23 protein-coding genes are annotated in these 25,813 nt (G+C 61.9%); 13 read left to right on the forward strand and 10 right to left on the reverse strand.

Translation table 11 applies throughout. From position 1 onward, the window contains the following. Window positions 1-93 precede the first annotated feature (93 nt). On the reverse strand, window positions 94-705 hold the full coding sequence (locus FHT69_RS01520) for a CDP-alcohol phosphatidyltransferase family protein (protein ID WP_183904817.1): 612 nt from the start codon (window positions 703-705) through the stop codon (window positions 94-96). A 201-nt stretch (window positions 706-906) separates the two neighbouring features. Here FHT69_RS01520 and FHT69_RS01525 point away from each other — a divergent pair, with 201 nt between their 5' ends. Genes FHT69_RS01525 through FHT69_RS01535 form a run of 3 tightly spaced genes read left to right on the forward strand, consistent with a single transcriptional unit; the run spans window position 907 to window position 4,466 of the window. Further along, window positions 907-2,691 carry a bifunctional alpha/beta hydrolase/class I SAM-dependent methyltransferase gene (locus tag FHT69_RS01525; protein ID WP_183904818.1) on the forward strand — a complete coding sequence of 595 codons (1,785 nt, stop codon included), beginning with the start codon at window positions 907-909 and terminating at the stop codon, window positions 2,689-2,691. Window positions 2,692-2,700: 9 nt separating this feature from the next. Then, on the forward strand, window positions 2,701-4,029 hold the full coding sequence (locus tag FHT69_RS01530; RefSeq protein WP_063474481.1) for a phosphatase PAP2/dual specificity phosphatase family protein: 1,329 nt from the start codon (window positions 2,701-2,703) through the stop codon (window positions 4,027-4,029). Next, window positions 4,026-4,466 (forward strand): hypothetical protein, encoded by a 441-nt coding sequence (locus FHT69_RS01535; RefSeq protein ID WP_047611399.1) that lies wholly within the window; start codon window positions 4,026-4,028, stop codon window positions 4,464-4,466. Before FHT69_RS01530 ends, FHT69_RS01535 begins: the two co-directional genes overlap by 4 nt. Window positions 4,467-4,687: 221 nt before the next feature. Here the strand turns inward: FHT69_RS01535 and FHT69_RS01540 are convergent, their stop codons facing one another. From FHT69_RS01540 to puuD, 3 genes are all read right to left on the reverse strand, one after another. Further along, entirely contained in the window at window positions 4,688-5,830 is a 1,143-nt protein-coding gene (locus tag FHT69_RS01540) for an alpha-hydroxy acid oxidase (RefSeq protein WP_047611796.1), read from the reverse strand. 122 nt (window positions 5,831-5,952) lie between these two features. Further along, window positions 5,953-7,263: a guanine deaminase gene (gene guaD, locus FHT69_RS01545; RefSeq protein WP_183904819.1), complete on the reverse strand. Its 1,311-nt coding sequence runs from the start codon at window positions 7,261-7,263 to the stop codon at window positions 5,953-5,955. Beyond that, the gene (gene puuD / locus FHT69_RS01550) at window positions 7,260-8,498 is read right to left on the reverse strand and encodes a urate hydroxylase PuuD (RefSeq protein ID WP_183904820.1); all 1,239 of its coding nucleotides are present in this window, start codon (window positions 8,496-8,498) and stop codon (window positions 7,260-7,262) included. Before puuD ends, guaD begins: the two co-directional genes overlap by 4 nt. A gap of 369 nt (window positions 8,499-8,867) precedes the next feature. Between puuD and FHT69_RS01555 the strand changes: the two genes are divergently transcribed. After that, window positions 8,868-9,200, forward strand: a complete 333-nt coding sequence (locus tag FHT69_RS01555; protein WP_018243137.1) for a hypothetical protein — start codon at window positions 8,868-8,870, stop codon at window positions 9,198-9,200. Window positions 9,201-9,287: 87 nt separating this feature from the next. Here the strand turns inward: FHT69_RS01555 and FHT69_RS01560 are convergent, their stop codons facing one another. Continuing rightward, complete coding sequence (locus FHT69_RS01560) at window positions 9,288-10,184, reverse strand: LysR substrate-binding domain-containing protein (RefSeq protein WP_183904821.1); 897 nt, start codon at window positions 10,182-10,184, stop codon at window positions 9,288-9,290. A gap of 101 nt (window positions 10,185-10,285) precedes the next feature. Between FHT69_RS01560 and FHT69_RS01565 the strand changes: the two genes are divergently transcribed. Further along, window positions 10,286-10,477, forward strand: a complete 192-nt coding sequence (locus FHT69_RS01565) for a hypothetical protein (protein WP_183904822.1) — start codon at window positions 10,286-10,288, stop codon at window positions 10,475-10,477. Here FHT69_RS01565 and xdhC read toward each other — a convergent pair. From xdhC to FHT69_RS01585, 4 genes are all read right to left on the reverse strand, one after another. Further along, window positions 10,450-11,268: a xanthine dehydrogenase accessory protein XdhC gene (xdhC, locus tag FHT69_RS01570; RefSeq protein ID WP_183904823.1), complete on the reverse strand. Its 819-nt coding sequence runs from the start codon at window positions 11,266-11,268 to the stop codon at window positions 10,450-10,452. The genes FHT69_RS01565 and xdhC overlap by 28 nt on opposite strands. Window positions 11,269-11,375: 107 nt before the next feature. Next, complete coding sequence (gene xdhB, locus FHT69_RS01575) at window positions 11,376-13,715, reverse strand: xanthine dehydrogenase molybdopterin binding subunit (RefSeq protein WP_183904824.1); 2,340 nt, start codon at window positions 13,713-13,715, stop codon at window positions 11,376-11,378. Between the two features lie 79 nt (window positions 13,716-13,794). Then, complete coding sequence (gene xdhA, locus FHT69_RS01580; protein ID WP_097542059.1) at window positions 13,795-15,261, reverse strand: xanthine dehydrogenase small subunit; 1,467 nt, start codon at window positions 15,259-15,261, stop codon at window positions 13,795-13,797. A gap of 28 nt (window positions 15,262-15,289) precedes the next feature. Further along, the gene (locus tag FHT69_RS01585) at window positions 15,290-16,066 is read right to left on the reverse strand and encodes a 3-hydroxybutyrate dehydrogenase (protein ID WP_183904825.1); all 777 of its coding nucleotides are present in this window, start codon (window positions 16,064-16,066) and stop codon (window positions 15,290-15,292) included. 158 nt (window positions 16,067-16,224) lie between these two features. Here FHT69_RS01585 and glpK point away from each other — a divergent pair, with 158 nt between their 5' ends. The 6 genes from glpK to map all read left to right on the forward strand — a co-directional run bounded on the left by glpK (window position 16,225) and on the right by map (window position 22,190). Continuing rightward, window positions 16,225-17,718: a glycerol kinase GlpK gene (gene glpK / locus FHT69_RS01590; RefSeq protein ID WP_132572791.1), complete on the forward strand. Its 1,494-nt coding sequence runs from the start codon at window positions 16,225-16,227 to the stop codon at window positions 17,716-17,718. Between the two features lie 163 nt (window positions 17,719-17,881). Then, window positions 17,882-18,256 carry a YciI family protein gene (locus FHT69_RS01595; protein ID WP_011653034.1) on the forward strand — a complete coding sequence of 125 codons (375 nt, stop codon included), beginning with the start codon at window positions 17,882-17,884 and terminating at the stop codon, window positions 18,254-18,256. After that, a complete protein-coding gene (locus FHT69_RS01600; protein ID WP_047611372.1) occupies window positions 18,253-19,512 on the forward strand; it encodes an RNA polymerase sigma factor in 1,260 nt (419 codons plus the stop codon). Before FHT69_RS01595 ends, FHT69_RS01600 begins: the two co-directional genes overlap by 4 nt. Before the next feature lie 100 nt (window positions 19,513-19,612). Further along, window positions 19,613-20,080 carry an SRPBCC family protein gene (locus FHT69_RS01605; RefSeq protein WP_063474494.1) on the forward strand — a complete coding sequence of 156 codons (468 nt, stop codon included), beginning with the start codon at window positions 19,613-19,615 and terminating at the stop codon, window positions 20,078-20,080. Window positions 20,081-20,330: 250 nt separating this feature from the next. Next, entirely contained in the window at window positions 20,331-21,392 is a 1,062-nt protein-coding gene (locus FHT69_RS01610) for an LLM class flavin-dependent oxidoreductase (protein ID WP_063474692.1), read from the forward strand. A gap of 39 nt (window positions 21,393-21,431) precedes the next feature. Next, window positions 21,432-22,190 carry a type I methionyl aminopeptidase gene (gene map, locus FHT69_RS01615; protein WP_183904826.1) on the forward strand — a complete coding sequence of 253 codons (759 nt, stop codon included), beginning with the start codon at window positions 21,432-21,434 and terminating at the stop codon, window positions 22,188-22,190. A gap of 228 nt (window positions 22,191-22,418) precedes the next feature. On the opposite strand, the gene FHT69_RS01620 is transcribed toward map, so the two are convergent. Beyond that, window positions 22,419-22,994, reverse strand: coding sequence for a PadR family transcriptional regulator (locus FHT69_RS01620; RefSeq protein ID WP_183904827.1), 576 nt, complete (start codon window positions 22,992-22,994; stop codon window positions 22,419-22,421). Between the two features lie 166 nt (window positions 22,995-23,160). On the opposite strand from FHT69_RS01620, the gene FHT69_RS01625 reads away from it, so the two are divergent. Both FHT69_RS01625 and sbmA read left to right on the forward strand, forming a co-directional pair. Then, complete coding sequence (locus tag FHT69_RS01625) at window positions 23,161-24,345, forward strand: YbfB/YjiJ family MFS transporter (protein WP_174824438.1); 1,185 nt, start codon at window positions 23,161-23,163, stop codon at window positions 24,343-24,345. 126 nt (window positions 24,346-24,471) lie between these two features. Continuing rightward, complete coding sequence (sbmA, locus tag FHT69_RS01630) at window positions 24,472-25,737, forward strand: peptide antibiotic transporter SbmA (protein ID WP_063474495.1); 1,266 nt, start codon at window positions 24,472-24,474, stop codon at window positions 25,735-25,737. The last annotated feature ends 76 nt before the right edge of the window (window positions 25,738-25,813 follow it).

The following is a 25,813-nucleotide window of genomic DNA, read 5'->3' on the forward strand; positions in this document are numbered from 1 at the left end:
GATAAAACATAAAGCACCGCTTTGGTGCTTTCAAGGGGTTGTGCTAAAAATACAACCTAAGCTTAACATGGCGTTAGAAGGAGAGGCAGCGTCCTATCGGGCGGCGGTATGCGCCTCGCGAATACCGGCGCTGATACGGTTGATGATGGTCCATATGAGAAGGAGAGCCACAACCGCCCAGAGCCACGAAGTCCATGCTGCAAACGTACCGCCAACCGCGACAAAGATGCCGAGCGCGCCGAAAAGCACCGCGCGGTCGCTCTTGCCCAGCGGCCCGTCGTAACGCCGGCTTGCCCCGACCGTTTGACCCAGAACGCCGGCAAATTCCGTCAGCGCCGAGAGGAATATGACTGATAACGCCGGCACCAAGCCGTTCGGATCGATGAGCGCAAACGGCAAATACAGGGCGACATCCGACACGACATCACCCATCTCGTTCAGATAGGCGCCTAAAATGCTCTTCTGCCCATGTTCGCGCGCGAGCATGCCGTCGATGGCGTTGAGGCCCATGCGCAGGAGAAACCATACCGGCACCAGCAGGAACCAGTGCGGAAGCGGAGCGACGCTCAGAAAAAGGCCCAATGCAACCGAGACGGCGGCGGCAACTGAAGTCACCTGATTGGCGGTGACGCCTCGCGACGCGAGGGAGCGCACCAGAGGGCGAAGAATGTTCTGAAATCGGGACTTCAATTGATAGACAGACATGCTACCTCAGTGGAATTTCGTGGCATTTGAACAGTCTATGCCGGCTCGGGCAGTGCAGATCGTCGCAGCTGTGAGGAAGGCCGCACTTCATATCGGTTCATGCAAAGGACTTACATTTGCAACTAGACTTTTGCAATGAAAGCAAATCACTGTGCTCGCCAATGGATGCAACCTATCCACCCATCAGAATTGGAGAAGAGCGTGCTGCAAACTGCCGATAGTGGGCAACCGTCCTCGACGGCCAGACCAATGCATGAATCAGAATTCGCATCGCATGATGGCACTCGGCTGTTTTATCGGGCGTGGCCTTCGACGAGCGCTGCACCGAAGGGCGTGATCATTCTTCTCCATCGCGGCCACGAGCATAGCGGCCGCGTCGCTCATCTCGCCACCGAGCTCGGTCTCGATGATTTTTCCTTCTACGCCTGGGACGCACGCGGCCACGGGCGTTCACCGGGAGAGCGCGGCTATTCTCCATCCTTTGCTGCCTCGGCGCATGATCTCGATTGCTTCGTCCGCCATGTCAGCGAGACAAGCGGTACTTCAGTCGAAGACATCGCCGTCATTGCGCAGAGTGTCGGCGCGGTCCTCGCCAGCACCTGGGTGCACGACTATGCGCCGCCGATCCGTGCGCTCGTGCTTGCCTCGCCGGCCTTCAGCGTCAAGCTCTACGTGCCTTTTGCCAAAGAAGGCATCGCGTTCTGGGAAAAGCTCAAAGGTACATTCTTCGTCAATTCCTATGTCAAGGCGAGGTTCCTGACGCATGATCCCGAGCGCATCGCCTCCTATGAAACCGACCCATTGATATCTAGGCCGATTGCCTCCAACATCCTGGTGCAGCTCTATGAGGCGGCAGCCCGCGTCGTCGGCGACGCCCGCGCCATCACCGTCCCGACCCAACTGCTGATCTCCGGCAGCGACTGGGTGGTGCGACACGCGCCGCAGCACCGGTTTTACGAAAACCTCGGCAGCCGGATCAAGGAACGGCATGTGCTTGCCGGCTTCTACCATGATACGCTTGGCGAAAAGGACCGCGCGATTGCGCTCGCCGAGATCCGCCGTTTTATAGATGCGCGTTTTGCCGAGCCCCGGGCACCTGCCGACCTTCGCAACGCGCATATCCAGGGCTATACAAAGGACGAGGCCGACCGGCTTGCGAGCCCGCTGGACGCCACATCCCCACGTGGCATCTACTGGGCGCTCAGCCGCCTCAACATCAAGATCGGCGCCTTGGTGTCCGAGGGCATCAAGACCGGGGTCAAGACCGGCTTTGATTCCGGCTCGACGCTCGACTACGTCTACGAGAACAAGCCGCGCGGGCTCGGTCCCGGCGGGCGTTTGATCGACAAGGTGTTCCTCGAGGCGATCGGCTGGCGCGGTATCAGGGAGCGAAAGCTGCACTTGCAGGAACTGATCGACCGCGCGCTGCAGCGCCTCAAAGCAGCCGGCCGCAGCACCCATATGCTCGACATAGCGGCCGGGCACGGCCGTTATGTGCTTGATGCGATCGAGGCGGCTGCCGTGCGTCCCGACAGTGCGCGGCTGCAGGACTATTCCCTCATTAACGTCGATGCCGGCCGCAACAGCATTGCCGCACGTGGACTGGGCGATTTCGTCAACTTCCGCCAGCAGGATGCCTTTGATGGCGAGGGGCTGGCAGCAACCACGCCGGCTCCGGATCTCGCGATCGTCTCCGGCCTTTACGAGCTGTTTTCCGACAATGCGATGATCGCCGCTTCCCTCAACGGGATCGCCCGCGCGATGCGGCCCGGTGGTCTGCTAGTCTACACCAACCAGCCATGGCATCCACAATTGGAGATGATTGCCCGCGCCCTGACCTCCCACCGCGGCGGCGAGGCGTGGGTGATGCGGCGGCGGACGCAAGAGGAAATGGACCAACTGGTCGCCGCAGCCGGTTTCCGCAAGATCGAACAGCGCATCGACCAGTGGGGCATTTTCACTGTCTCGTTGGCCGAGCGAGTTTGAGGGCAAAGCGTGGAGAAGGCACGTTCACCTTTTTCCCGGGCAGCACCGGTCCAGAAGCGGGCGGCGCTCTGGCTCGCCTTCCTGGGACCGTTCTTCTATCTGAGTTATGGCGGCGCCAATTGGCTGGCGTCGCAGCGCGCTCATGTGCCGAACGTCGCCTTCGCATGGGAAAGCGCCATTCCGTTCCTCGGATGGACGATCATTCCCTATTGGTCGATCAATCTGTTCTATGCACTCTGCCTGTTCATCAACACGACGCCGCGCGGTGTGGATATGCTGGCGAGGCGTTATCTAACGATCCAGATAATAGCCGTCGCCTGCTTTGTCGCGTTTCCGCTTGAAGCGACCTTCGTGCGGCCGGCAACGAGCGGCCTGCCCGGTTTCATGTTCGCCGTGCTCGGCGGCTTCGATAAGCCGTTCAACCAGGCGCCGTCGCTGCATATCGCGCTCCTGGTTGTGATCTGGGACCATCTGCGCGGCCGGCTGCCGCGCAAGGCACGGCTTCTGTGGCACTTCTGGTGCCTCCTGATCGGTGCCTCCGTGCTTACCACGTGGCAGCATCACGTCATCGACATACCGACCGGCATGCTGCTCGGCCTGTTTGCCGCCTGGCTTTTTCCGCGCGATGCCGGTTCGCCTCTCGCGAATTTTGCGATGAGCGGCGATCCGAAGTCGCGTCGCCTCGGCATCTATTATCTATGCGGCGCCATCGCATTTCTCGGCCTTGCAACGCTCTGCACACCTCTATCGGCCGCGGCCCTGCTGTTGCTCTGGCCGGCTGTTGCGCTGGCGATCGTCTCGCTCGGATATCTCGGCGCCGGCCCGCAGATATTCCAGAAACGCGTCGATGGCCGGGCCACCCTTGCCAGCCGCTGGCTGCTGGCACCCTACCGGCTCGGCGCTCACATCAATATTTGGCTCTGGACCCGGGGAATGCCGGCGTCGGTGGCGATCGCCGACGGCGTCCATCTCGGTCGTTTTCCGCGTCGCTACGAGGCCGACCGTTTTGCCACGGTGATCGACATTACCGGCGAACTTCAGCGCCCCGGCGCGACACGCGCGCGCTGGTGCAGCTTTCCCACCCTTGATCTTACCGCCCTCGACAAGATCCAGACGCTCGCCGCGGCGAACCTCGTCGAGGCTGCGCGCGAGCAGGGACCGGTTCTCGTCTGCTGTGCGCTAGGTTTCCAGCGGAGCGCTTGCGTCATCGTGCGTTGGCTGCTCATCAGCCGACGTTGCGAAGATCCGGCCGAAGCAGTGCGGCTGATCGAACGGGCGGGGCGGCGTGTTCATCTGCCCGCGGAAAGTATCCATGCCGTGACGGAGGGCGTGCAATGACGCAGTGGAATAGCACGGCCTCGGCGGCGGCGCGAAATCTCGGCCGTAATTCGATCTTCTGCGGGCTGACGGCACTGTTGCCACTAATTGTCGGCCCGATCACTGCCGAATATCGAGGCTTCGTTCCACAGCTCGGCTGGCTCTTGATGCTGGTTTTCTGCGTGATTGTTCTTGCGCTGGCGATCCATCTTCTCTTCGATGCGCTGTTGTTTCGCCTCGCGGCGAGCCACGAGACCGAGACGGCCGGTCTTGCTGCCGTCGACGACCTGTTGTCCCGCATGCGGCTTCGCAAGCCTGACGGGACACCGTCTGGGCTCGAGAGGCGGATTGCCGGATCGCGTCGCATCGTCTGGCGGCAGCGTTTTGCGCTCGCCATCTGTCTCGTGATTTTCGCGATCTTGGTGCTCGATGCGACCGATGGGCAGCCGCTCTGCTGAATACGACGGCAGGCGATTGATGCAAGCGCTCCGGCACGTGTCCGGCAGGTCTTGCGCGCGCCAATCGCGACGGCGATTCCGGGATCCGTGACCCTTCTAGAGCAATTCCAGGAAAAGTGCGAAGCGGTATTCCGTCCGGAATTGCGTCAAAACAAGAGCTTAGAGCGGTTTTGCGTTTCCATGAAAAGTTGAACCGCTCTCAGCTGGCTTCTCCAGCAGCTTCACTGCCGTCCGTCGATGATCGACGAATTCACGTCGTTGATGTCGCGCTTGCCGCAGAGCGCCATGGTGATGTCCATCTCCTTGCGGATGATGCCGAGCGCCAGCGACACGCCTTCCTTGCCCATGGCGCCGAGGCCGTAGAGGAAGGGGCGGCCGATATAGGTGCCTTTGGCGCCGAGCGCCACGGCCTTCAGCACGTCCTGGCCAGAGCGGATGCCGCCGTCGAGATGGACCTCGATACGGTCGCCGACGGCGTCGACGATCTTCGGCAGCATGCTGATCGAGGAGGAGGCGCCGTCTAGCTGCCGACCGCCATGATTGGAGACGACGATCGCATCGGCACCGGTATCGGCGGCTGCCTTCGCATCCTCCGGATCGAGTATGCCCTTGATGATCAGCGGTCCGCCCCATTGTTCCTTGATCCAGGCGACATCCGCCCAAGACAGCCGCGGATCGAACTGTTCGGCCGTCCAGGAGGAGAGGGACGAGAGGTCGGAAACATTCTTCGCATGGCCGACGATATTGCCGAAGGTGCGGCGCTTGGTCTGCAGCATCTCAAGGCACCAGAAGGGCCGGGTCGCCATCTGCCAGATATGCTTCGGCGTGAATTTCGGCGGCGCCGACAGGCCGTTGCGCAGATCCTTGTGGCGCTGGCCAAGGATCTGCAGATCGGCCGTCAGCACCAGCGCCGAGCATTTGGCCGCCTTGGCGCGGTTGATGAGGTTGAGGACGAAATCCTTGTCCCTCATCACGTAGAGCTGGAACCAGAAGGGGCGGGTCGTCACCGAAGCGACATCCTCGATCGAGCAGATGCTCATCGTCGAGAGCGTGAAGGGAACACCGAATTCTTCGGCGGCGCGCGCCGCCAGCATCTCGCCGTCGGCATGCTGCATGCCGGTCAGGCCCGTCGGCGCCAGAGCCACCGGCATCGACACTTTCTGGCCAACCATCGTCGTTGCCAGCGTGCGGTCGGTCATGTCGACCATCACCCGCTGGCGCAGCTTGATCTGACTGAAATCGCTCTCATTCGCCGCGTAGGTCGATTCCGTCCAGGCGCCCGAATCCGCATAGTCAAAGAACATCTTCGGCACACGGCGCTGTGCGAGTTTTTTCAGGTCGGCGATGGTGAGCGGGGTGGCCATGAATTGAACCTTCACATCTGAATGCGGCCATCGGCCATAACATGAATTTGGCGGCAGTGTTATGGGAAATTGGCCGTGTGAGGCAGCTTTTCACGGACCGATTTCGAGAGCAACGGCGCGCGTTATCGAAGTCCCGCCTTCAGCGCCGCACCTGCAACATAGGTCTCGGCAATCGCCCGGTCGTCGCCCATCGTCTGCAGCAGGAATAGCTCCTCGGGCAGCGTCTTCACCACCTCCATCTTCAGCGCCATGGCCGGTGTCGCCGTCGCATCGAGCACGACGAGATCGGCTTCGGTGCCAGGTTCCATGGTGCCGATCCGGTCTGTCAGCGACAGCGCTTCGGCATTGCCGCGCGTCATCAGGTAATAGCTTTCCAGCGGGTTCAGCCGTTCGCCAAGCAACTGCTGGATCTTATAGGCCTCGTCCATCGTCCTGAGCATCGAATAGCTGGAGCCGCCGCCAATATCGGTGGCGACGCCGATACGGACCGGCTTTTGGCGCCGCGCCAGCGCCTTCAGCGGAAACAGGCCCGAGCCGAGGAAGAGGTTCGAGGTCGGGCAGTGGACGGCGACGGCGCCCGCCTCGCTCATGGCATCGGCCTCGCGCTCGGACAGGTGGATGGCATGGCCGAAGAGGCTTTTCGGCCCGAGCAGGCCGTAGCGGGCATAGATGTCGGTATAATCGAGCGCCTCGGGATAAAGTTCGCAGGTGAATTTGATCTCGTCGTGGTTTTCCGAAAGATGCGTCTGGATGTGCAGGTCGGGAAATTCACGGGCCAGGGCCGATGTCGCTTCCATCTGCGCCGGTGTCGAGGTGATGGCGAAGCGCGGGGTGATGGCGACGTGATTGCGGCCCTTGCCGTGCCAGTCCGATATCACCTGGCGGGTTTCGTCATAGCCCATTTCGGGGGTGTCGAGCAGACCCTGCGGCGCATTGCGGTCCATCATCACCTTGCCGCCGACCATGCGCATGTTGCGCTTCATCGCCTCGGCGAAGAAGGCGTCGGCCGAGGTCTTGTGCACGGAGCAATAGGCAACCGCCGTCGTCGTGCCGTGGCGGATCAGCTCGTCGTAGAAATGCGTGGCGATCCTTTCAGCATGCCTGCTTTCGACGAAGCGGCATTCCTCGGGAAAAGTATAGGTGTTCAGCCATTCGAGCAGGTTGGCGGCATAGGAGGCGATCACCTGCATCTGCGGAAAATGCAGGTGCATGTCGATGAAGCCGGGCATGATCAGATGCGGGCGGTGGTCGATCTCGGCCACATCAGCGGCTGCCTTTGCCTTGACATCGGCATAGGGGCCGATTGCCGAGATCAGCCCGTCCGTAATCAGCAGGCCGCCATCTTCCTCATAGAGATAGCTTTGGCTGTCGGTCAGGCTCAGCGGCGCGCGATGGAAGGACAGCAGGCGGCCGCGCAGGAGTGTCGTCGTCATTGTTTCTTGCCTTCGACTGCGCTTTCGAACCAGGCGACGAGCAGCTTGCGCTCGTCCGGCGTGATGTCGGTGATGTTGCCGGGCGGCATGGCATGGCTGCGGCCGGCCTGTATATAGATTTCACGGGCATGGGCGGCGATTTCGGCGTCGTTTTCAAGGATTACGCCCTTTGGCGGTCGCACGATGCCCTCATAAACCGGCTCGGCGGCATGGCACATGGAACAGCGCGTCGACACCAGTTGCTTGACGGCGGGAAAATGCGGGTCGCCGGCGAATTGCTGGAAGGCGGGCGCGACTGCTGCCGCATCCGTTTCGCCGGTCAGCAGCTTCGGCGCGGTCGAAAGCCACATGATCAGGATGAAGAGGATGACGGTGACGATCCAGGTCCAGGTCGGTCGGCCCTTCCTGGCATGCGTGGTGTTGAACCAGTGGCGGATGGTGACGCCCATCAGGAAGACCAGGGCGGCGATCACCCAGTTGAACGCCGTGCCGAAGGTCAGCGGATAGTGGTTCGACAGCATGAAGAAGATGACGGGCAGCGTCAGGTAGTTGTTGTGCAGCGAGCGCTGCTTGGCGATCTGCCCATATTTGGGGTCGGGCGTGCGGCCGGCGATGAGATCGGCGACGACGATCTTCTGGTTCGGGATGATGATCATGAAGACGTTGGCCGACATGATCGTCGCGGTGAAGGCGCCGAGATGCAGGAAGGCGGCGCGGCCGGTGAAAAGCTGTGTATAGCCCCAGGCCATGAAGACGAGCACGATATAGAGCACCGCCATCAGTCCCCAGGTGTGCCGCCCAAGCGGGGATTTGCAAAGCAGATCGTAGACGACCCAGCCGAGCGCCAGCGACGCCAGCGAGATCAGGATCGCGACGGGCGCACTGATATCGAGCACATGCCGGTCGATCAGGAAGAGATCGGCGCCGCCGTAATAGACGATGCACAGCATCAGGAAGCCGGAAAGCCAGGTGAAATAGCTCTCATATTTGAACCAGGTCAGATGCTCGGGCATCTGAGCGGGCGCCACCAGATATTTCTGGATATGGTAGAAGCCGCCGCCATGGACCTGCCACTCCTCGCCATAAGCGCCGGGCGGCAGATGCGGGCGTTTCACCAGTCCGAGATCGAGCGCGATGAAATAAAAGGACGATCCGATCCAGGCGATCGCGGTGATGACATGAAACCAGCGCGCCGCGAAGGCGAACCATTCCCATGCTATGGCATATTCATACATCGAGTTCCCCTATCTTCCTCCGACTCGTGACATTGCGGAAATTTTGGCGGGGAGGGAAGAGGAGATTGAAGGACTGCACACGCGCGACGACCGGCGTGGCCAAAGGAGCAAGGGAATGATCACCGCCCTCGTCGAGATCTTCGCACCCCACTGATGATTTGCCGCGGTTATGCCGAAGCCGCCGATCTGCTGTCGCGTGCCTAAAAGCTGCCGAGAAGACTGTGCATTATCCCTGACTTATACTGCGCTTGCTAAAAATAGCAGGCCTTGAACTACGACGACTCGATTACAATTATTTTTGCAGGCCGCCGGAATAAAATAAGAACCGTTGGATCATCGGCGGCGCATTCATCGACGGAGAAGATGCCCATGCGCAGCATTCTGACGTGTGTGATGATTGCGTATGCGTCGTTGGCGACGGCCCACGACGCACCTTCGGGGTGGAGTTATGACCCCTATTGTTGCAACGGCGACAGTCATAATGGCGATTGCCAGATGATCCCTTCGAAAAGCGTGGCGGTGACGCCGGGCGGATATCGTGTGACGTTGATGCCTGGCGACCACCGGTTGGTCACGCATGCTCATGTCTTCTTGCTGCCGATGACGAAGGCGATGCAATCCGGCGATAACGACTATCATCTCTGTCTGTTCCCGAACGAGGATACGCCGCGCTGTTTCTATGCGCCGGAAATGGGATATTAAAGGCGGACCACGGGACCGGACCCGGCTCGCGAACCGGGTCCGGCATGGCGTCGTCAGAAAATCACCGCACAATTCAGGCGGCGTGCATCAATTTCCGGCTGCCTTCATCTCCTCGAGGATCCAGTTGCGGAAGGCCTTGATCTTCGGCACGTTGCGACGGTTTTCGGGGTAGGCGAGCCAGTAGGCCTTGCCGTCGCTGCGGGTCAGTTCGAAGGGCTGGTAGAGCCGGCCGAGCGCGATCTCGGCCTCATAGAAGGCCGGATGGAGGATGGCGACGCCATGGCCGGCGATGGCCGCATCGGCTTCCACGGCCTGGGAGCCAAGCTGGTTGCGCGGGCGCCGATCGAGATCCGTCTCCGTGACGCCGGCTGCCTCGAACCATTGTTTCCACCAGATATCGCCGGCGTCGAAGAGATCGAGCTTCAGGAGATCGCGCGGCTCCTTGATGCCGCCGGCGGATTCCGCCAGCTTCGGGCTCAGTATCGGCGTGAACTCCAGCCCCATCAGCCGGTGCAGCGTCAGCCCCGGCCAGTTGCCGTCGCCCCAGCGGATGCCGACATCGATCTGCTCGCGGGTGAAATCGATGATGTCAGAGCTTGCCTGAAAGCGCACCGCGATCGCCGGATGCTTCAAGTGGAAAGAGCCGAGGCGCGGCGCCAGCCATTTCGAGGCGAAGGTATGGGTCGAGCTGATGGCGAGCGTGCCTTCGACGCTGTCGCGGGCCGTCGCCATCGCGTCGTGCAGCATGGCAAAGGCTTCGGTTACCTTCGGCGCCAGTCGCTCGCCGGTCTCCGTCAGCGCGATCTGGCGGGGACGGCGCAGGAAGAGCGGCTCGCCGACATTCTCCTCCAACAGCTTGATCTGGTAGCTGACGGCCGTCTGCGTCATACCGAGTTCGTCGCCTGCCTTGGTGAAACTTCCGAGCCGGGCAGCGGTCTCGAAGACGCGCAGCGCATTCAGTGGAAATTGTTTGGAAAGTTTCATGGATAAGTTCTCTTGATGCGTGCAGACGGTCGTTCGATTGGAATTACAGCATTTTTAGCCGCAAACTGCAACTCATACCATCAAACCATTGGGGTTATGTCATGGATTGCTATGCTATCGAACAAAGCCCGCCGCAGCCGGCCATTGGAGTTTTCCGGCGCATCGGCGGCCAGCTGGCGCGGATCTGGCGCATGCCCAGCCTCGATCTCGACACGGTGCCGGATCGCGTCAAGCGCGATCTCGGTTTCCTCGACGGGCGCGATCCCTACTGCGAGGACGAACGCATGCGGTAGGCCGCAAGCGCCGTCAGGATTTCGGCGGCGGTCATCGCGGCGATCACCTCAGGGCGCTTGTCCCTGACCGCCGAGCCGCCGATCGGCAGCGTCAGGCGTTCTGACCAGCCACGTTCTCCGCCGCCCTCGCGGGAAAGCCAGCTTACGAACGTGGCGCGCTTCGTCGCCGAGCCGATCATGCCGATATAGGCGAGGTCGGTCCGTTCCAGCGCCTCGCGGGCGATGAGGAAATCCAGCGCATGGTCGTGCGTCAGGATGACCAGCGCGCCGCCGGCCGCAACATCCTTCACCAGCGCTTCCGGCATCGGCACGAGCCGCGTCTTCGTTTCGGGAGGCAGGCTGGTGATTTCTTCCTGCCGCGTCTCGACGACCGTGATTGACAGCGGCAACGGCGCCAAGGCCGCGGCCAGCGCCCGACCGACATGACCGGCGCCGAAGAGATAGACCTCCGGCAGACGCTCGGTCTCGCCGGCAAGCCTGACTTCGATTTCTTCGGCAACCGCCTGTGTCACCCGGCGAAACCGCAATTGCGTGCGCCCGCCGCAGCACTGGCCGATGTCGGGCCCGAGCGGGATATCCATCTCCGCCATCCCGCCGGTTCCCGCCAGCATGTCTCGCGCATTGCCGATCGCCATGAACTCGAACTGGCCGCCGCCGATCGTGCCCCATAAGGCGGTTTGCGAGACCAGCATGAAAGCGCCCACCTCACGCGGGGTCGAACCTTGTGTGCCGGTGATGTCGATGAGGATGCTGTCCGGGTGGGCGGCGAGGAAGCGGCGGATGGCGGTCATGGGTGAATGACCGGTAGGTTCGTGGGTGTCTCACGGCGGTTCCAGTCTCTCTGCCCGCCCCGATCAGCCGCCGAGGCCAATAAACAAGCGGGACGCATTCGCATCTCCTACACCCGCTTCATCCGCTCGACTGCCATCAGTACCCGCTCGGGCGTCGCCGGCGCATCCAGCCTCGGGCAGACCTTGTAGTTGGCCACACTCGCCACCGCCATCGACAGTGCCTCCAGCACCGAGATCGCCAGCATGAAGGGTGGTTCGCCGACCGCCTTGGAGCGACCGATGGTGGCCTCAGCGTTCTCCGACCATTCGGCGAGGCGCACGTTGAAGGTCTTTGGACGGTCGGAGGCGAGCGGAATCTTGTAGGTCGAGGGGGCATGGGTGCGCAGCCGGCCCTTGTCGTCCCACCAGAGTTCTTCCGTCGTCAGCCAGCCCAGGCCCTGCACGAAGGCGCCTTCGACCTGGCCCATATCGATCGCCGGATTCAGCGAGCGACCGACATCGTGGAGGATGTCGGTACGGTCGATCAAATATTCGCCCGTCAGCGTGTCGATCGACACCTCGGTGCAGGAGGCGCCGTAGGCGAAATAATAGAAGGGCGTGCCGCGGCCGGCCTTGCGGTCCCAGTGGATCTTCGGCGTCTTGTAGAAGCCGGCGGCGGAAAGCTGGACGCGGGCGAAATAGGCCTGCTTGATGAAATCGGGAAAGGGAATCTCGATCTCGCCGGCGCGCACCCGGTTCGGCAGGAAGACGATGTCGGAGGGCGCCGCATCCCATTTTTCGGCAGCAAACGCCACCAGCCGTTCCTTGATTTGGCGGGCGGCGTCGAAGGCTGCCATGCCGTTCAAATCCGAGCCGGAGGAGGCCGCCGTCGCCGAAGTGTTCGGCACCTTGGCCGTTGTCGTCGCGGTGATCTTCACCCTGTCGATATCGACTTGGAAGCTGTCGGCCAGCACCTGCGCCACCTTGGTGTAGAGGCCCTGGCCCATTTCGGTGCCGCCATGATTCAGATGGATCGAGCCGTCCTGATAGATGTGGACGAGGGCGCCGGCCTGGTTGAAGGCGGTCATGGTGAAGGAGATGCCGAATTTGACCGGCGTCAGCGCGATGCCCTTTCTGATATAGCGGCTGTCGCGGTTGAAGGCGATGATGGCGTTGCGGCGCGCCTGGTATCCGGCGGTCTCTTCCAGCTCCTCGACGACGCGGGCGATGATATTGTCCTCGACCTCCTGATGGTAAGGGGTGAGCGTGCGCCCGGAGCCCGGCTGGCCGTAAAAATTCCGCTTGCGGACGTCGAGCGGATCCTTGCCGAGGGCATAGGCGATCTCCTCGATGAAGCGCTCGGCGCCGAGCATGCCCTGCGGCCCGCCGAAACCGCGGAAGGCGGTGTTGGAAACGGTGTGCGTTTTCAGCGGTTTCGAGACCAGATGCACATGGGGGTAGAAGTAGCTGGAATCAGCATGGAAGAGGGCGCGGTCGGTCACCGGTCCGGAGAGGTCGGAGGAGAAGCCGCAGCGGGCCGCATAGGTCGCGTCGACCGCGTGGATGCGACCTTCGGCGTCGAAGCCGAGTTCGTAATCGACGAGGAAATCGTGGCGCTTGCCGGTGGCGCTCATGTCCTCGTCGCGGTCCGGGCGGAACTTGACCGCGCGGCCGAGCTTCTTGGCGGCGATGGCGGCGAGTGCTGCGAACTGATTGCCCTGCGTCTCCTTGCCGCCGAAGCCGCCGCCCATGCGGCGCACATTAACGGTCACAGCGTTGGACGGGACATCAAGCACATGGCCGACGATGTGCTGGATTTCACTCGGATGCTGCGTCGAGGACCAGACGGTGACCTCGTCGTCCTCGCCGGGGATCGCTACGGCGATATGGCCTTCGAGGTAGAAATGCTCCTGTCCGCCGATGCGCATCTGACCCTTCAGACGCATGGCCGCATTGGTCATTTCCGTTTCCGGCTCGCCGCGCCTGAGCGTCATCGGGGTGATGACGAGCGGGCTGCCATTGGCGAGCGCACCATCGATATCGCTCCAGTGCTGCAGGTCGCGATAGTCGATCTTTGCCAGCCGCGCGGCGCGGCGGGCAGCGTCGCGCGTTTCGGCGATGACGGCAAAGATCGGCTGGCCGTGGAACTGAACTAAAGTTTCGGCCAGCAGCGGCTCGTCATGGCTGCCGTTCGAGCTGACGTCGTTGACGCCGGGCACGTCCTTGCCGGTGAAGACCCATACGACGCCGGGATAGGCGGCGACGGCGGAAAGGTCGATGCCGGCGATTTTGGCATGCGCCCGGTCGGAGAGGCCGAGGGCGCCGTGCAGCAGGCCTGCGGGTTCCGGAATGTCGTCGATATAATCGGCGGTTCCAGTGACGTGCTTATGCGCGGAATCATGCCGCAGCGCGCCGTGCATCGGGCCTGATATGATAACCTTGCGGTCGTCGAAGGTGGACTTGTCCATTAGCGCCTCCCTGTCGAGAGATTGCCCGCAGCCGATGCTCCGGGCGCTCGCGGCTCAGCGCCGACGGTCAATCTTTCCATCACGCCACCTCCTCGAACCGCTGCAGTTCCGCCGGCGCGCCGACGGTCTCGAGGTAGAACCGCGTCAGCAGGTTCTTTGCCGTCAGCTGGCGGTATTCCGCCGAGGCGCGCCAGTCGGTCAGCGGCTGGTAATCGGCGTCGAAGGCGGGACGGGCCGCCTCGATCGTCGCTTCCGTCCATGGTTTGCCGATCAGTTCGGCCTCCACCGTGCGGGCGCGTTTCGGCGTTGCCGCCATGCCGCCGTAGGCGATGCGGATATCGGTGATCATCTCGGCATCGTCGAGCGTCAGCAGGAAGGCGCCGAGCACGGCGGTGATGTCCTCGTCGCGACGCTTGGTGATCTTGTAGGCGGCAAAGCGGCTGGTTGCTGCCGGATAGGGCACAAAAACGCTTTCGACGAATTCGCCGGGTTTCCGGTCCTGCTTGCCATAGGCGATGAAGAAATCCTCGAGCGGCATTCTGCGCTGGCCTTGCAGGGACCGAAGCGTCAGCGTCGCGCCGAGCGCGATCAGCGGCGGTGGGCTATCGCCGATCGGCGAACCGTTTGCGATATTGCCGCCGATCGTGCCCATATTGCGCACCTGCTCGCCGCCGATGCGGTCGATCAGCCGCCCGAGCGCGGGGATTTTCTTGGAGATCGCCTCGAAAGCCTTGGTGTAACTGACGCCGGCGCCGATGGTGATGCCATCCTCGCCTTCCCCAACCGACTGCAATTCGCTGAGGTGGCTGATGAAAACCACCGGGCTCAGCCTGCGCATCTGCTTCGTCACCCAGAGGCCGACATCCGTCGCGCCGGCGACGATAATCGCATCAGGCTCCTGCGAGAGGACTTCGGCGAGCGCCTGGACCGAAGCCGGCACGATCAGCCGGTCGTCGCCATTGGCAATCCGGATCGTGCCGCTCGCCTGCATCGCCCAGAGCCGGGCGACGATTTCGGATCGCGTCCGTTCCAGCGGATCGAAGAGGGTGCTTGGCCGCATCAGGCTCACCTGCTCGGCAGCCTTGACGATCGGCTCATAGCCGGTGCAACGACAGAGGTTGCCTTGCAGCGCCTTTTCGATCTCGTAGCGGCTGGGGTTTTCCCTGGTCAGCCACAGGCCATAGAGCGACATGACGAAGCCCGGGGTACAGAAGCCGCATTGCGAGCCGTGACAATCGACCAATGCCTGTTGCACCGGATGCAGCGCGCCGTCCCTGCCGGCGAGATGCTCGACCGTCACCACATGGGTTGCGTGCAGTGAACCGATGAAACGGATGCAGGCATTGACGGATTCATAGGCGAGCTTACCGTCGGCAAGCCGCCCGACGAGCACGGTGCAGGCGCCGCAATCGCCTTCCGCACATCCTTCCTTGGTGCCTGTCAGCCGTCGCTTCAACCGCAGAAAATCGAGAAGCGTCTCGGTCGGCCTGACATCGGTGAGCGTGATGTCCTCGCCATTCAGGATGAAGCGGATGCTGTCGTTCATGATATTCCCGGTTATTTTTTCCAAATGGTTAAGCCGCCGTCCAGCCACCGTCAATCGAGATATGCGTTCCGGTCACCTGGCGGGCCGCGTCGCTGGCGAGGTAGAGCGACAGTGCACCGATTTCCTCGGCCTTGACGAATTCACGCGTCGGCTGCGCCTTGAGGATGACTTCGCTCTTCACCTGCTCCTCGGTCATGCCGCGGGCTTTGGCGGTATCCGGGATCTGCTTCTCGACGAGCGGTGTCAGCACATAGCCGGGGCAGATGGCGTTTACGGTCACGCCGAATTCGGCAAGTTCAAGTGCTGCCGTCTTCGTCAGGCCTAATATACCATGTTTTGCCGCGACATAGGCGGATTTGAAGGGGGAGGCGACGAGCCCGTGGGCCGAGGCGATGTTGATGATGCGGCCGTACTTCCTGGCCTTCATCAGCGGGATCGCGGCGCGCATGGTATGAAAGGAGCTCGACAGATTGATCGCGATGATCTGATCCCATTTTTCGATCGGGAAATCCTCGATCTTCTCGACATGCTGGATGCCGGCATTGTTGACCAGGACGTCGACGGTGTCGAAGGTCTTGTCAGCCGTTTCGATCAGGTCGGCGATCTCGGCGGGCTTCGTCATGTCGGCCGGATGATAGATCGCCCGGCCTTTGGACAATGATTCAAGCCGCTCGACGATCGCCTTGATTTCATCGACCTTTCCGAAGCCGTTGATGACGACGTTGTCGCCCATTTCGGCGAAGGCCGTGGCGATCGCAAGGCCGATGCCGCTGGTGGAGCCGGTGACGACGACTGTTCTGCACATGCTTTTCACTCCTGAAATCGCGATGCTGCGTTGCAGCGTTATTTGCGAGGTTATGCCCAAAGCCGTCGGGCTGGCAATTCCGCTTTATTCGCTTTTCTCGCCCGCATCCGTGTCCTATTGATTTGCCTCGACAATTGACATGTTGAGGGAGGGTTTTCATGAGCGGATATGTTCTGGCGATCGATCAGGGAACGACATCGACGCGGGCGATCGTCTTTGACGGCGATATGCGTATCGCCGGCAAGGGCCAGAAGGAATTCACCCAGATCTATCCGCGTTCCGGCTGGGTCGAGCATGATCCCGAGGAAATCTGGGATTCGGTCGTCTCCACCGTCCACATGGCGTTGCGCGACGCCGGGATCGAGGCCAAGGATCTCGCAGCACTCGGCATCACCAACCAGCGCGAGACCGTCGTCGTCTGGGAGCGCGAAACAGGGCGACCGATCCAGAATGCCATCGTCTGGCAGGACCGGCGCACGGCAAGCTATTGCGACAATCTGAAAAGGCAGGATCTGGAGCGGCTGTTCACCAAGAAGACCGGCCTGATCCTCGATCCCTATTTTTCCGGCACGAAGCTTTCCTGGATGCTGGCTAACGTAAAAGGCGCGCGGGCACGCGCCGCCAGGGGCGATCTCTGCTTCGGCACGATCGACACTTTCCTGATCTGGCGGCTGACGGGTGGCAAGAGCTTCGTCACCGATGCCACCAATGCCTCGCGCACATTGATGTACAATATTGCCGAAAATACGTGGGACGAGGATCTGCTCGACATTCTGAGGGTGCCGGCCGCCATGCTGCCGGAGGTCAAGGATTGCGCCGCCGATTTCGGCACGGTCAATCCCGACATCTTCGGTGCAGCGATCCCGATTCTCGGTGTTGCCGGTGACCAGCAGGCGGCGACCATCGGCCAGGCGTGTTTTGCGCCGGGCATGATGAAATCGACCTACGGCACCGGCTGTTTCGCGCTGCTCAACACCGGCGCCGATATGGTGCGTTCCAGAAACCGGCTGCTGACCACCATCGCCTATCGCCTGAACGGCGAGACGACCTATGCACTGGAGGGTTCGATCTTTATCGCGGGTGCCGCCGTGCAATGGCTGCGGGACGGGCTCGGCATCATCGACAGCGCCGCCGAAACCAACGCGCTGGCCGAAAAGGCCGATCCGACACAGGAAGTCTATCTCGTGCCCGCCTTCACCGGCCTCGGCGCGCCGCACTGGGATGCCAAGGCGCGCGGTGCAATTTTCGGGCTGACGCGCAACAGCGGTCCGGCGGAGCTCTCCCGGGCGGCACTGGAAGCCGTCTGCTACCAGACCCGTGACCTGCTCGACGCCATGCAAAAGGACTGGAAGAACGGCACAGAAGACACGGTGCTGCGCGTCGACGGCGGCATGGTCGCTTCAACCTGGACGATGCAGCGCCTTGCCGACCTGCTCGATGCCCCGGTCGACCGCCCGGTCATTCTCGAGACGACGGCGCTGGGGGCCGCCTGGCTCGCCGGCAGCCGGGCAGGGGTGTGGCCGGACAAGGACGGTTTTTCGGCGAGGTGGAAGCGGGATCGGCGGTTCGAGCCCGATATGGATGAGAAGCTGCGGGCGGCAAAGCTCAAGGGCTGGAAGAACGCGGTCAAGCGGACCTTGAGCGAGGGGTGATCAGCGCCGGGATGTAGTTCCGTTCGTCCCAGGAGATGCACCGCTATTCTTCAGCTACGGCGCCGCCCGTGCTCCGCAGATCACGAATCTCCGCCCATAATTTTTTGATGCGCGCTGTCGGTCAAGGCGGTACTCCTTCGTCATTCGGAAAGAGGAGTGAGCGATGCTTTATGCAATCCTTTGTTACGCCCATGAGGAAACCGTCTTTGCCTGGAGCAAGGAGGAGGAAGCTGCCGTCATGGAGAAACTCTATGCCGTGCAGGAGCCGCTTGCCGCATCCGGCAAACTCGGCCCCGTCGGCCGGTTGATGCCGACGACCGCTGCGACCACCGTGCGCAAGGGCAAGGACGAACCCTTGGTCATCGACGGGCCCTTTGCGGAAACGAAGGAGGCGCTTCTCGGCTTCTATGTGGTCGACTTCGAAACGCTCGACGAGGCGATCGCCTTCTCGAAGCAGCTTTCATCCGTCAATCCAGGTTCCACCTCTTACGAAATTCGGCCTTTCTACGTGTTCAGGCCCGGAGATGCTTCATCATGACAGACATTGCCTGGATCGACCTCGCGCTTGCATCGGCCCGCCCGAAGGCGCTCGGCGCGCTGCTGCGCTATTTCCGCAATCTCGATATCGCGGAAGAGGCTTTTCAGGAGGCGTGCCTGAGGGCGATCCGGACATGGCCGGAGAAAGGGCCGCCGCGTGACCCCACAGCCTGGCTGATCTTCGTCGGCCGAAACAGCGGCATCGATGCTGTGCGCAAACGAGCGAAGACCCAGGCTCTGCCGGATGAGGACGTCATCTCCGATACCGAGGATGCCGAAAGCGATATTGTCGAGCGGCTCGATGATTCCCATTATCGCGACGATATTCTGCGGCTTCTTTTCATCTGCTGCCACCCGGACCTGCCGGCGACCCAACAGATCGCCCTGGCGCTGCGCATCGTCTCCGGCCTTTCGGTGCCGCAGATCGCGCGTGCCTTCCTGGTGTCCGAAAGCGCCATGGAGCAGCGCATCACCCGGGCCAAGGCGCGCGTCGCCAAGGCAGGGGTGCCTTTCGAAACGCCGAGCCCTGAGGAAAGGGCCGAACGGCTCTCGATCGTCAGCACGATGATCTATCTGATCTTCAACGAGGGCTACAGCCAGGCCGATCCCCGGCATGAGGCGGCTGCCTTCAGCGACGAGGCGATCCGGCTGGCTCGGTTGATGCTGCATATCTTCCCGTCGGAACCGGAGCTGATGGGGCTGCTTGCGCTCATGCTCCTGCAGATCTCGCGCCGGCCGGCGCGCTTCAGCGCCGAGGACGAGATCGTGCTGCTCGAGGATCAGGACCGGTCGCTCTGGAACCAGCCCTTCATCAACGAGGCCTTAGCGCTGCTCGACAAGGCGCTGCGCCATCGTCGGCCTGGCCCCTATCAGTTGCAGGCAGCCATCGCCGCCGTTCACTCCCGGGCAAAACGCGCTGGGGATACCGACTGGGTGGAGATCGACCTGCTCTACCGCGCGCTGGAGCGCCTTCAGCCGTCGCCTGTAATAACGCTCAACCGGGCCGTCGTCGTCTCCAAGCTCCAAGGTGCACAGGATGCGCTCGATCTCATCGATCCGCTTGGCGAAAAACTCGGCGGCTATTTTTACTACCACGGCTTACGGGGCGGGCTGCTGAAGCAGCTTGGCCTGACCAGCCAGGCGCGCGAAGCCTTCGACCGCGCCATTGCCCTGGCCCACTCGGCCGCCGAGGCCGCCCATATCCGCAGGCAGATCGACAAGATGCAGGAAGAGGCCACGCAGCCGATCGCAAAATAAAATCCGAAAAGGCCGGTACGCTGTCGGAACGGCGAACGTCGACACGTCCTTGTAACAACCTGACAGGAGACAGGTTTCATTCAAATGGAGAGATGTCGCAATGACCGCCAGCACGCAACATGAACTCGTCCTCGTGCGCGAATTCGACGCGCCACGCGAGAAGATCTACAAGGCATGGACCAATCCCGATCTGCTGAAGCAGTGGTTCGTGCCGCGTCCCTGGGGTGTGGCGGACGCAACGCTCGACGTCCGCCCCGGCGGTTCCAGTCTCGTCGTCATGCATGATCCCGAGGGCAATCAGTATCCGAACCGCGGCGTCTATCTCGAGATCATCGAGAATGAGAAGATCGTCTTCACAGATGCCTATACCAGCGCCTGGGTACCATCCGAGAAACCTTTCTTTACAGGTGTCATCCTGCTCGAAGATCTGGGCAACGGTCGCACCAGATATACGGCCAAGGCGCTGCACTGGCGCGCCGAGGACAAGGAAGCGCATGAGAAGATGGGCTTCCACGAAGGGTGGGGCAAGGCTGCCGATCAGCTGGCGGAGCTGCTGGCGAAGATGTGAGCGGCGGCTGGACGGCGCGGCGAGGGTGCGCCGTCCAGCCGCTTCAAGTACGATCTAAGGCGGTTCGAAAGATGAATCCGCCGGCGCTTCGAAGTGGTTGAATTCAGATTCGAATTAATCGATCGCTCTGCCTGATCACCAAACACATCATGCCGCCATCGAAATTCTCGAACATTCCGTTCCACAATTTGTATTTGCGCTCCATCCCAGCCATCCTTATCTCAGCCGGGAATTCAATAGGATGCCGATGATGGAACTGGGGCTTTACACATTTGCCGACGTCAATCCGAGCCCTGCCGGCAGCAGAGGTGTCGAAGGGGCGGAGCGGCTGAAGAACCTGATCGAGGAAATCGAGCTCGCCGACCAGGTGGGGCTCGATGTCTTTGGGCTCGGCGAGCATCATCGGCCGGACTATGCGGCATCCGCTCCTGCTGTCGTATTGGCCGCGGCCGCGGTCAAAACCAAGAACATCCGGCTGACCAGTGCGGTCACCGTGCTCTCCTCCGACGATCCGGTGCGCGTCTTCCAGCAGTTTTCGACGCTCGACCTGCTCTCCAACGGCCGGGCAGAGATCATGGCCGGGCGTGGCTCCTTCATCGAGTCCTTCCCGCTATTCGGCTATAATCTCGAAGACTACGACCAGCTTTTCGAGGAGAAGCTCGATCTGCTGCTGGCGCTGCGCGACAGCGAGGTTGTGGAGTGGAAGGGCGAGCTTCGCGCGCCGATCAACGGGCGCGGCGTCTATCCCAGGCCGCTGCAGGATCCGCTGCCGCTCTGGGTCGCCGTCGGCGGCACGCCGCAGTCGGTGGCGCGCGCCGGGGCGCTCGGGCTGCCGGTGGCGCTGGCGATCATCGGTGGTGAGCCACGCCGTTTCGCGCCGCTCTTCGATCTCTACCGCGAGGCTGCGCGCCGGGCAGGGCAGGACCAGGCGAAGCTGAAGACCAGCATCAATGTCCATGGCTTTATCGCCGATACGACGGAGGCCGCCGCCGACCAGTTTTACGGGCCGCAGGCCGAAGTGATGAACCGCATCGGCCGCGAGCGCGGCTGGGGGCCGACGAACCGGGCGCATTTCGATATGTCGCGCGGGCCGAACGGCGCGCTCTTCGTCGGCGATCCCGAGGCGGTCGCCGAAAAGATCATCGCCCATCACGCGCTTTTCAGGAACGACCGCTTCCTGCTGCAGATGGCGATCGGCCTGATGCCGCATGATCAGATCATGCGTGGTATTGAACTGTACGGGACGAAAGTCGCGCCGATCGTCAGAAAGGCATTGACTGAAAAGGGTGAAGGGGCGAAAGCCTCAGCTTGAGGTGGCCGCGGCCGCCCTGCGCACGGCCGGGACAGACGAATGGTTATCGCAAACGACGACGAACTGACAAAGCTCAAGGAGATCGGCCGCATCTGCGCCAACGCCATCCAGGTGATGGCGGCAGCGATGGAGTCCGGCATGACGACGCTGGAGCTCGACGGGATCGGCCGCAAGGTGCTCGAGAATTCAGGTGCGCGCTCGGCGCCGGAGTTCTGCTACCAGTTTCCGGGTGCTACCTGCATCAGCATCAATGAGGAAATCGCCCACGGCATTCCCGGCCCGCGCGTCATCCGCGCCGGCGATCTCATCAATATCGACGTTTCGGCGGAGAAGGACGGTTTCTTCGCCGATACCGGCGCCTCCTTCGCGATGCCGCCGGTCAAGCCGAAGATCGAACGGCTTTGCCGCGACGGCAAGCGGGCGCTTTGGGTCGGGCTCAACCAGGTGAAATCGGGCGAACCGCTGGCCAAGATCGGCACCGCAGTCGGCGCCTTTGCGCAGAAGAACCGCTATACGCTGGTCGCCAATCTGGCGAGCCACGGGGTCGGGCGATCGCTGCACGAGGAGCCGGCCGAGCTCTCGACCTGGCCGGACCCTTCGGAAAAGCGGATGATGACGGAAGGCCTCGTCTTCACCGTCGAGCCGTTCCTTTCGCTCGGCGCCACATGGGCCGAGGGCGGCGACGATGCCTGGACACTCTATGCCGATCCCAAGGCGCCGACCGTGCAATATGAGCACACGGTGGTGGCGACTCGCAACGGCCCGGTGGTTTTGACCTTGCCGGATGCGCGGGGGTAGGGGCAGCTCGCCAACGTTCCTCATCCTTGTAGGTTGCCGTTGCTGAGGTGCGCAGCCTGTAGGGCGGAGCCTCGAAGGATCATACTTGCTTGTCGCTTCTTGCATTCATCCGGCGTCAGTGCACCCGCCTCGCCCTTCGAGGCCCCTGCGAGGCGCATCAGGATGAGGCTTCTTGGGGGAGCGGCGCGGCGTCCTCGAACCCGACGTGCGTCGGCGCTAACCCCGTCTTCACCCCCGCGTTTCCGGCCTGCCGCCCCGCAGAATTTCGGTGGCGGCACGTTCCAGTATGCCGGCGATGCGGGCGGCTTCGGGTTTCGACCAGGGATAGCGCATGCGCAGGGCTGAGCGCAGCAGCATGCGGGCGGCGCGAATATCGCCGCCATCCTGCATGAAATCGCCGTCATCGCCCTCGTCGGCGCCGTGACGATCGGTTTCGAAGACGCGCTTCACATGGGCCATCTTCTCGCCGATGCGTTCCAGCTTGGCGAAGGTATGCAGGATCATGGCGCGGTTTTCCTCGACGCGGCTGCGGCCGGCCTCGGTGATGCGGTAGAGCTTCTTGGCGCCCTCAGCCTCCACCTCGGCAAGGCCAGTTTCCTCGAGATAGGTGAGTGCGGGATAGATGACGCCTGGGCTCGGCACATAGAAGCCGCCCGAACGTTCTTCCAATATCTTTATCAATTCGTAGCCGTGGCGCGGCTGCTCAGCGAGCAGTGCCAGGATGACGAGCTGCAGATCGCCCGCCGCGAATTTGCGGCCCATGCGGAAATCTCCGCCGAACATGCCGCCTTTAAAACCTCTCATTGCCCTTCCTTTCATCGTTGGATGTATCGTTAGCTATGTCGTAAAACATATATCTTACGATAACTACTTTCAAGTGCGGCCGAGAATTTTTGATGTTCGGGGAAATTGATCGATCGATCAGAATTACTTGATTGTGGTGCGGATGTTGCGGCGCGATAAGCGCTGCATGCTCGAGCGCACCCGTCACTCCCGGCCGAACCTTGTCTCCACTGCCGCTGCCGGCGCCGTTGCGATGGCGGCCGCCATGGGCTTCGGGCGCTTCTCCTATACTCCCATCCTGCCGGGCATGATCAGCGGCGTGCCGCTTTCGGCCGCGGATGCCGGCTTCATTGCGTCGGCGAATTTCGTCGGTTATCTCGTCGGCGCAGTGCTTGCCGCCTATGGCTGGGCGGCGGGTCGGGAGCGGCTGGTTGCGCTGCTGTCGCTGCTGGCAACGGCGATCCTGCTTGCCGCCATGGCTGCCACCGATTCCGTCGCGATCTTCTCTGTCATCCGCTTCCTGGCCGGCCTCGCCAGCGCTTTTGCGCTGGTCTTCACCTCGTCGATCGTGCTCAGTCACGGAGCTGCTGCCGGCAATGACCACGTGCAGGCGGCGCATTTTGGTGGGCCGGGAGTGGGTATCGCGCTGTCCTCAGTCATGGTGTTTCTGATCGGCCTCGGCTTTCACGATGGGTCGGGCGGCTGGCGGGCCGACTGGATCGGCGGGGCGCTCTATTGCGCGGCAAGCCTCGTCGTCGTTTTCCTGCTGCTGCCGGCGGCGCCGGCGCAATCGGCGCAGGCGGGCAGGGAACCGGCGCTGGTCTGGAACCAGCCGATGGTGCTGCTGACGCTCTCCTACGGCCTGTTCGGTTTCGGCTACGTCATCACCGCGACCTTCCTCGTCACCATCGCGCGCCTTTCTGCAACCGGGCCCTTCGTCGAATTCCTCTGCTGGTTCATCGCCGGCCTGACGGCGGCGGTCGCGCTGTTTGCCTGGAAGCCACTGGTCAGATCGCTGGGGCTTGGCGGCGTCTATGTCGCGGCCCTTCTGGTCGAGGCCGCGGGCGTGGCCGCGACCGTGGCGCTGCCGCCTGCCGTCGCACCGCTGATCGGCGGGGCGCTGTTTGGGGCGACCTTCCTGGCGATCACGGCTTACGGGCTGCAGATCGGCCGCAAGCTTTCGCCTCAGAGCCCGCGGCGGATCCTGGCGATGATGACGGCCGCCTTCGGCGTCGGCCAGATCGTCGGGCCTGTTGTTGCCGGCTGGATTGCCGAGCGCAGCGGCAGTTTCACCGTCCCGACGGTGATTGCCGCCATCGCGCTCGTCGCCTGCGCAGCGCTTGTCATGCCGGTGATCAGGAAAATCGCTTAACCGGTTACATCTCCGTAACAATGGGCCGAACCCATTGCTGCTTCCTTGGAACTGCCTTAGTTTCCGGCACAATCCGTGTTCCACGACACTCCCGAGACTCACAGTTCAGGAAAGCAAAGCCCTCCCGTGTTTCATTCCTTTTTTCCACAGCCAAAGGCGTTCTTTACTTCACTCGTCGTTTGGACCCTGATTTCCATTGCCGGCTGGTATCTCTTCGCTGCCGGTCTCGGCGCATCGCTGGGCTTCGCACCGGTTGCCGAGGAACAGCAGCCGATCGACCTTTCGTTTTTCCTGCTCCCAGAAAACGTCTGGTTTTACAGCTATTTCTTCCTTTCGGCAGTGATCTTCTGCGGCGCATGGCATCTGAAGGCGCTGCGCCACCCCTGGAAACTGTGGTCGATCTGGGGTTCGGCACTGATCATCTTCGTGACCTATTTCGGCGTTCAGATCACCGTGGTGATCAACAACTGGCGCCGGCCGTTCGGCGATCTTCTGCAGAACGCATTGTCGAAGCAGCCGGGCATTTCCGTCGACAATTTCTACAGCCTGATGTGGATCTTTTGTCAGATCGCATTTCTCAGCATGTTCGTGTCGATCATGACCGACTTCTTCACCAGCCACTACATCTTCCGCTGGCGAACAGCGATGAACAATTTCTATATGTCGAAGTGGGAAAAGCTGCGTCACATCGAAGGTGCCTCACAGCGCGTTCAGGAAGACACGATGCGCTTTTCGAGCACGCTCGAAGGTCTTGGTATCAGCCTCATCAACTCGGTGATGACGCTCGTGGTATTCCTGCCGATCCTTCTGGCGCTATCGCATTATGTGACGGAACTGCCATTCGTCGGCCCGGTGGCGAATTCACTCTTCTGGCTGGCGCTCTTCTGGTCGGCGTTCGGCACGGTTCTGCTGGCGGTCGCCGGTGTCAAGCTGCCGGGCCTGAACTTCCGCAACCAGCGCGTCGAAGCAGCCTATCGCAAGGAACTGGTCTATGGCGAGGACCATGCGGAACGGGCTCAGCCGCTGACAGTCAGTGAGCTCTTCGGCAACGTTCGTAGGAACTATTACCGGATGTATTTTCATTACATGTATTTCAATGTCGCCCGCTATTTCTATATCCAGGCCGACGCGCTCTTCGTGGTCTTCATGCTGGTGCCGACGATCGTGGCGGGCGCCATCACCTACGGGATCTTCCAGCAGATCTCGACCGCCTTCGGACAGGTCAGCAACTCGTTCCAGTATCTCGTCAACTCCTGGACAACGATCATCGAGCTGCTCTCCATCCACAAGCGCCTCAAGGCCTTCGAAGCGGCAATCGACGACGAGCCGCTGCCGGATATCGACCAGCGCTACCTGGAGCGTGACGCGGGCGTCGTGCATGCTGACGGTTGATGGACGGGACTTGTCCGTGATCCAAATGTCGGCGCGTGGGGCTCTTCATCTGCCCGCCGGCACCTTCCCTCCGTTG

It is taken from the genome of Rhizobium sp. BK008 (assembly GCF_014197345.1).
GTDB lineage: Bacteria > Pseudomonadota > Alphaproteobacteria > Rhizobiales > Rhizobiaceae > Rhizobium > Rhizobium anhuiense.

What these genes read in the sequence shown, in the direction of transcription:
- FHT69_RS01600 (WP_047611372.1), top strand. Translation starts at nt 18,253, where the DNA reads ATGACAGACATTGCCTGGATCGACCTCGCGCTTGCATCGGCCCGCCCG.
- glpK (WP_132572791.1), top strand. Translation starts at nt 16,225, where the DNA reads ATGAGCGGATATGTTCTGGCGATCGATCAGGGAACGACATCGACGCGG.
- puuD (WP_183904820.1), bottom strand. Translation starts at nt 8,498, where the DNA reads ATGTATGAATATGCCATAGCATGGGAATGGTTCGCCTTCGCGGCGCGC.
- FHT69_RS01625 (WP_174824438.1), top strand. Translation starts at nt 23,161, where the DNA reads ATGCTCGAGCGCACCCGTCACTCCCGGCCGAACCTTGTCTCCACTGCC.
- FHT69_RS01520 (WP_183904817.1), bottom strand. Translation starts at nt 705, where the DNA reads ATGTCTGTCTATCAATTGAAGTCCCGATTTCAGAACATTCTTCGCCCT.
- FHT69_RS01605 (WP_063474494.1), top strand. Translation starts at nt 19,613, where the DNA reads ATGACCGCCAGCACGCAACATGAACTCGTCCTCGTGCGCGAATTCGAC.
- FHT69_RS01585 (WP_183904825.1), bottom strand. Translation starts at nt 16,066, where the DNA reads ATGTGCAGAACAGTCGTCGTCACCGGCTCCACCAGCGGCATCGGCCTT.
- FHT69_RS01555 (WP_018243137.1), top strand. Translation starts at nt 8,868, where the DNA reads ATGCGCAGCATTCTGACGTGTGTGATGATTGCGTATGCGTCGTTGGCG.
- xdhB (WP_183904824.1), bottom strand. Translation starts at nt 13,715, where the DNA reads ATGGACAAGTCCACCTTCGACGACCGCAAGGTTATCATATCAGGCCCG.
- xdhC (WP_183904823.1), bottom strand. Translation starts at nt 11,268, where the DNA reads ATGACCGCCATCCGCCGCTTCCTCGCCGCCCACCCGGACAGCATCCTC.
- xdhA (WP_097542059.1), bottom strand. Translation starts at nt 15,261, where the DNA reads ATGAACGACAGCATCCGCTTCATCCTGAATGGCGAGGACATCACGCTC.
- FHT69_RS01610 (WP_063474692.1), top strand. Translation starts at nt 20,331, where the DNA reads ATGGAACTGGGGCTTTACACATTTGCCGACGTCAATCCGAGCCCTGCC.
- FHT69_RS01565 (WP_183904822.1), top strand. Translation starts at nt 10,286, where the DNA reads ATGGATTGCTATGCTATCGAACAAAGCCCGCCGCAGCCGGCCATTGGA.
- guaD (WP_183904819.1), bottom strand. Translation starts at nt 7,263, where the DNA reads ATGACGACGACACTCCTGCGCGGCCGCCTGCTGTCCTTCCATCGCGCG.
- map (WP_183904826.1), top strand. Translation starts at nt 21,432, where the DNA reads ATGGTTATCGCAAACGACGACGAACTGACAAAGCTCAAGGAGATCGGC.
- FHT69_RS01595 (WP_011653034.1), top strand. Translation starts at nt 17,882, where the DNA reads ATGCTTTATGCAATCCTTTGTTACGCCCATGAGGAAACCGTCTTTGCC.
- FHT69_RS01560 (WP_183904821.1), bottom strand. Translation starts at nt 10,184, where the DNA reads ATGAAACTTTCCAAACAATTTCCACTGAATGCGCTGCGCGTCTTCGAG.
- FHT69_RS01535 (WP_047611399.1), top strand. Translation starts at nt 4,026, where the DNA reads ATGACGCAGTGGAATAGCACGGCCTCGGCGGCGGCGCGAAATCTCGGC.
- FHT69_RS01540 (WP_047611796.1), bottom strand. Translation starts at nt 5,830, where the DNA reads ATGGCCACCCCGCTCACCATCGCCGACCTGAAAAAACTCGCACAGCGC.
- FHT69_RS01620 (WP_183904827.1), bottom strand. Translation starts at nt 22,994, where the DNA reads ATGAGAGGTTTTAAAGGCGGCATGTTCGGCGGAGATTTCCGCATGGGC.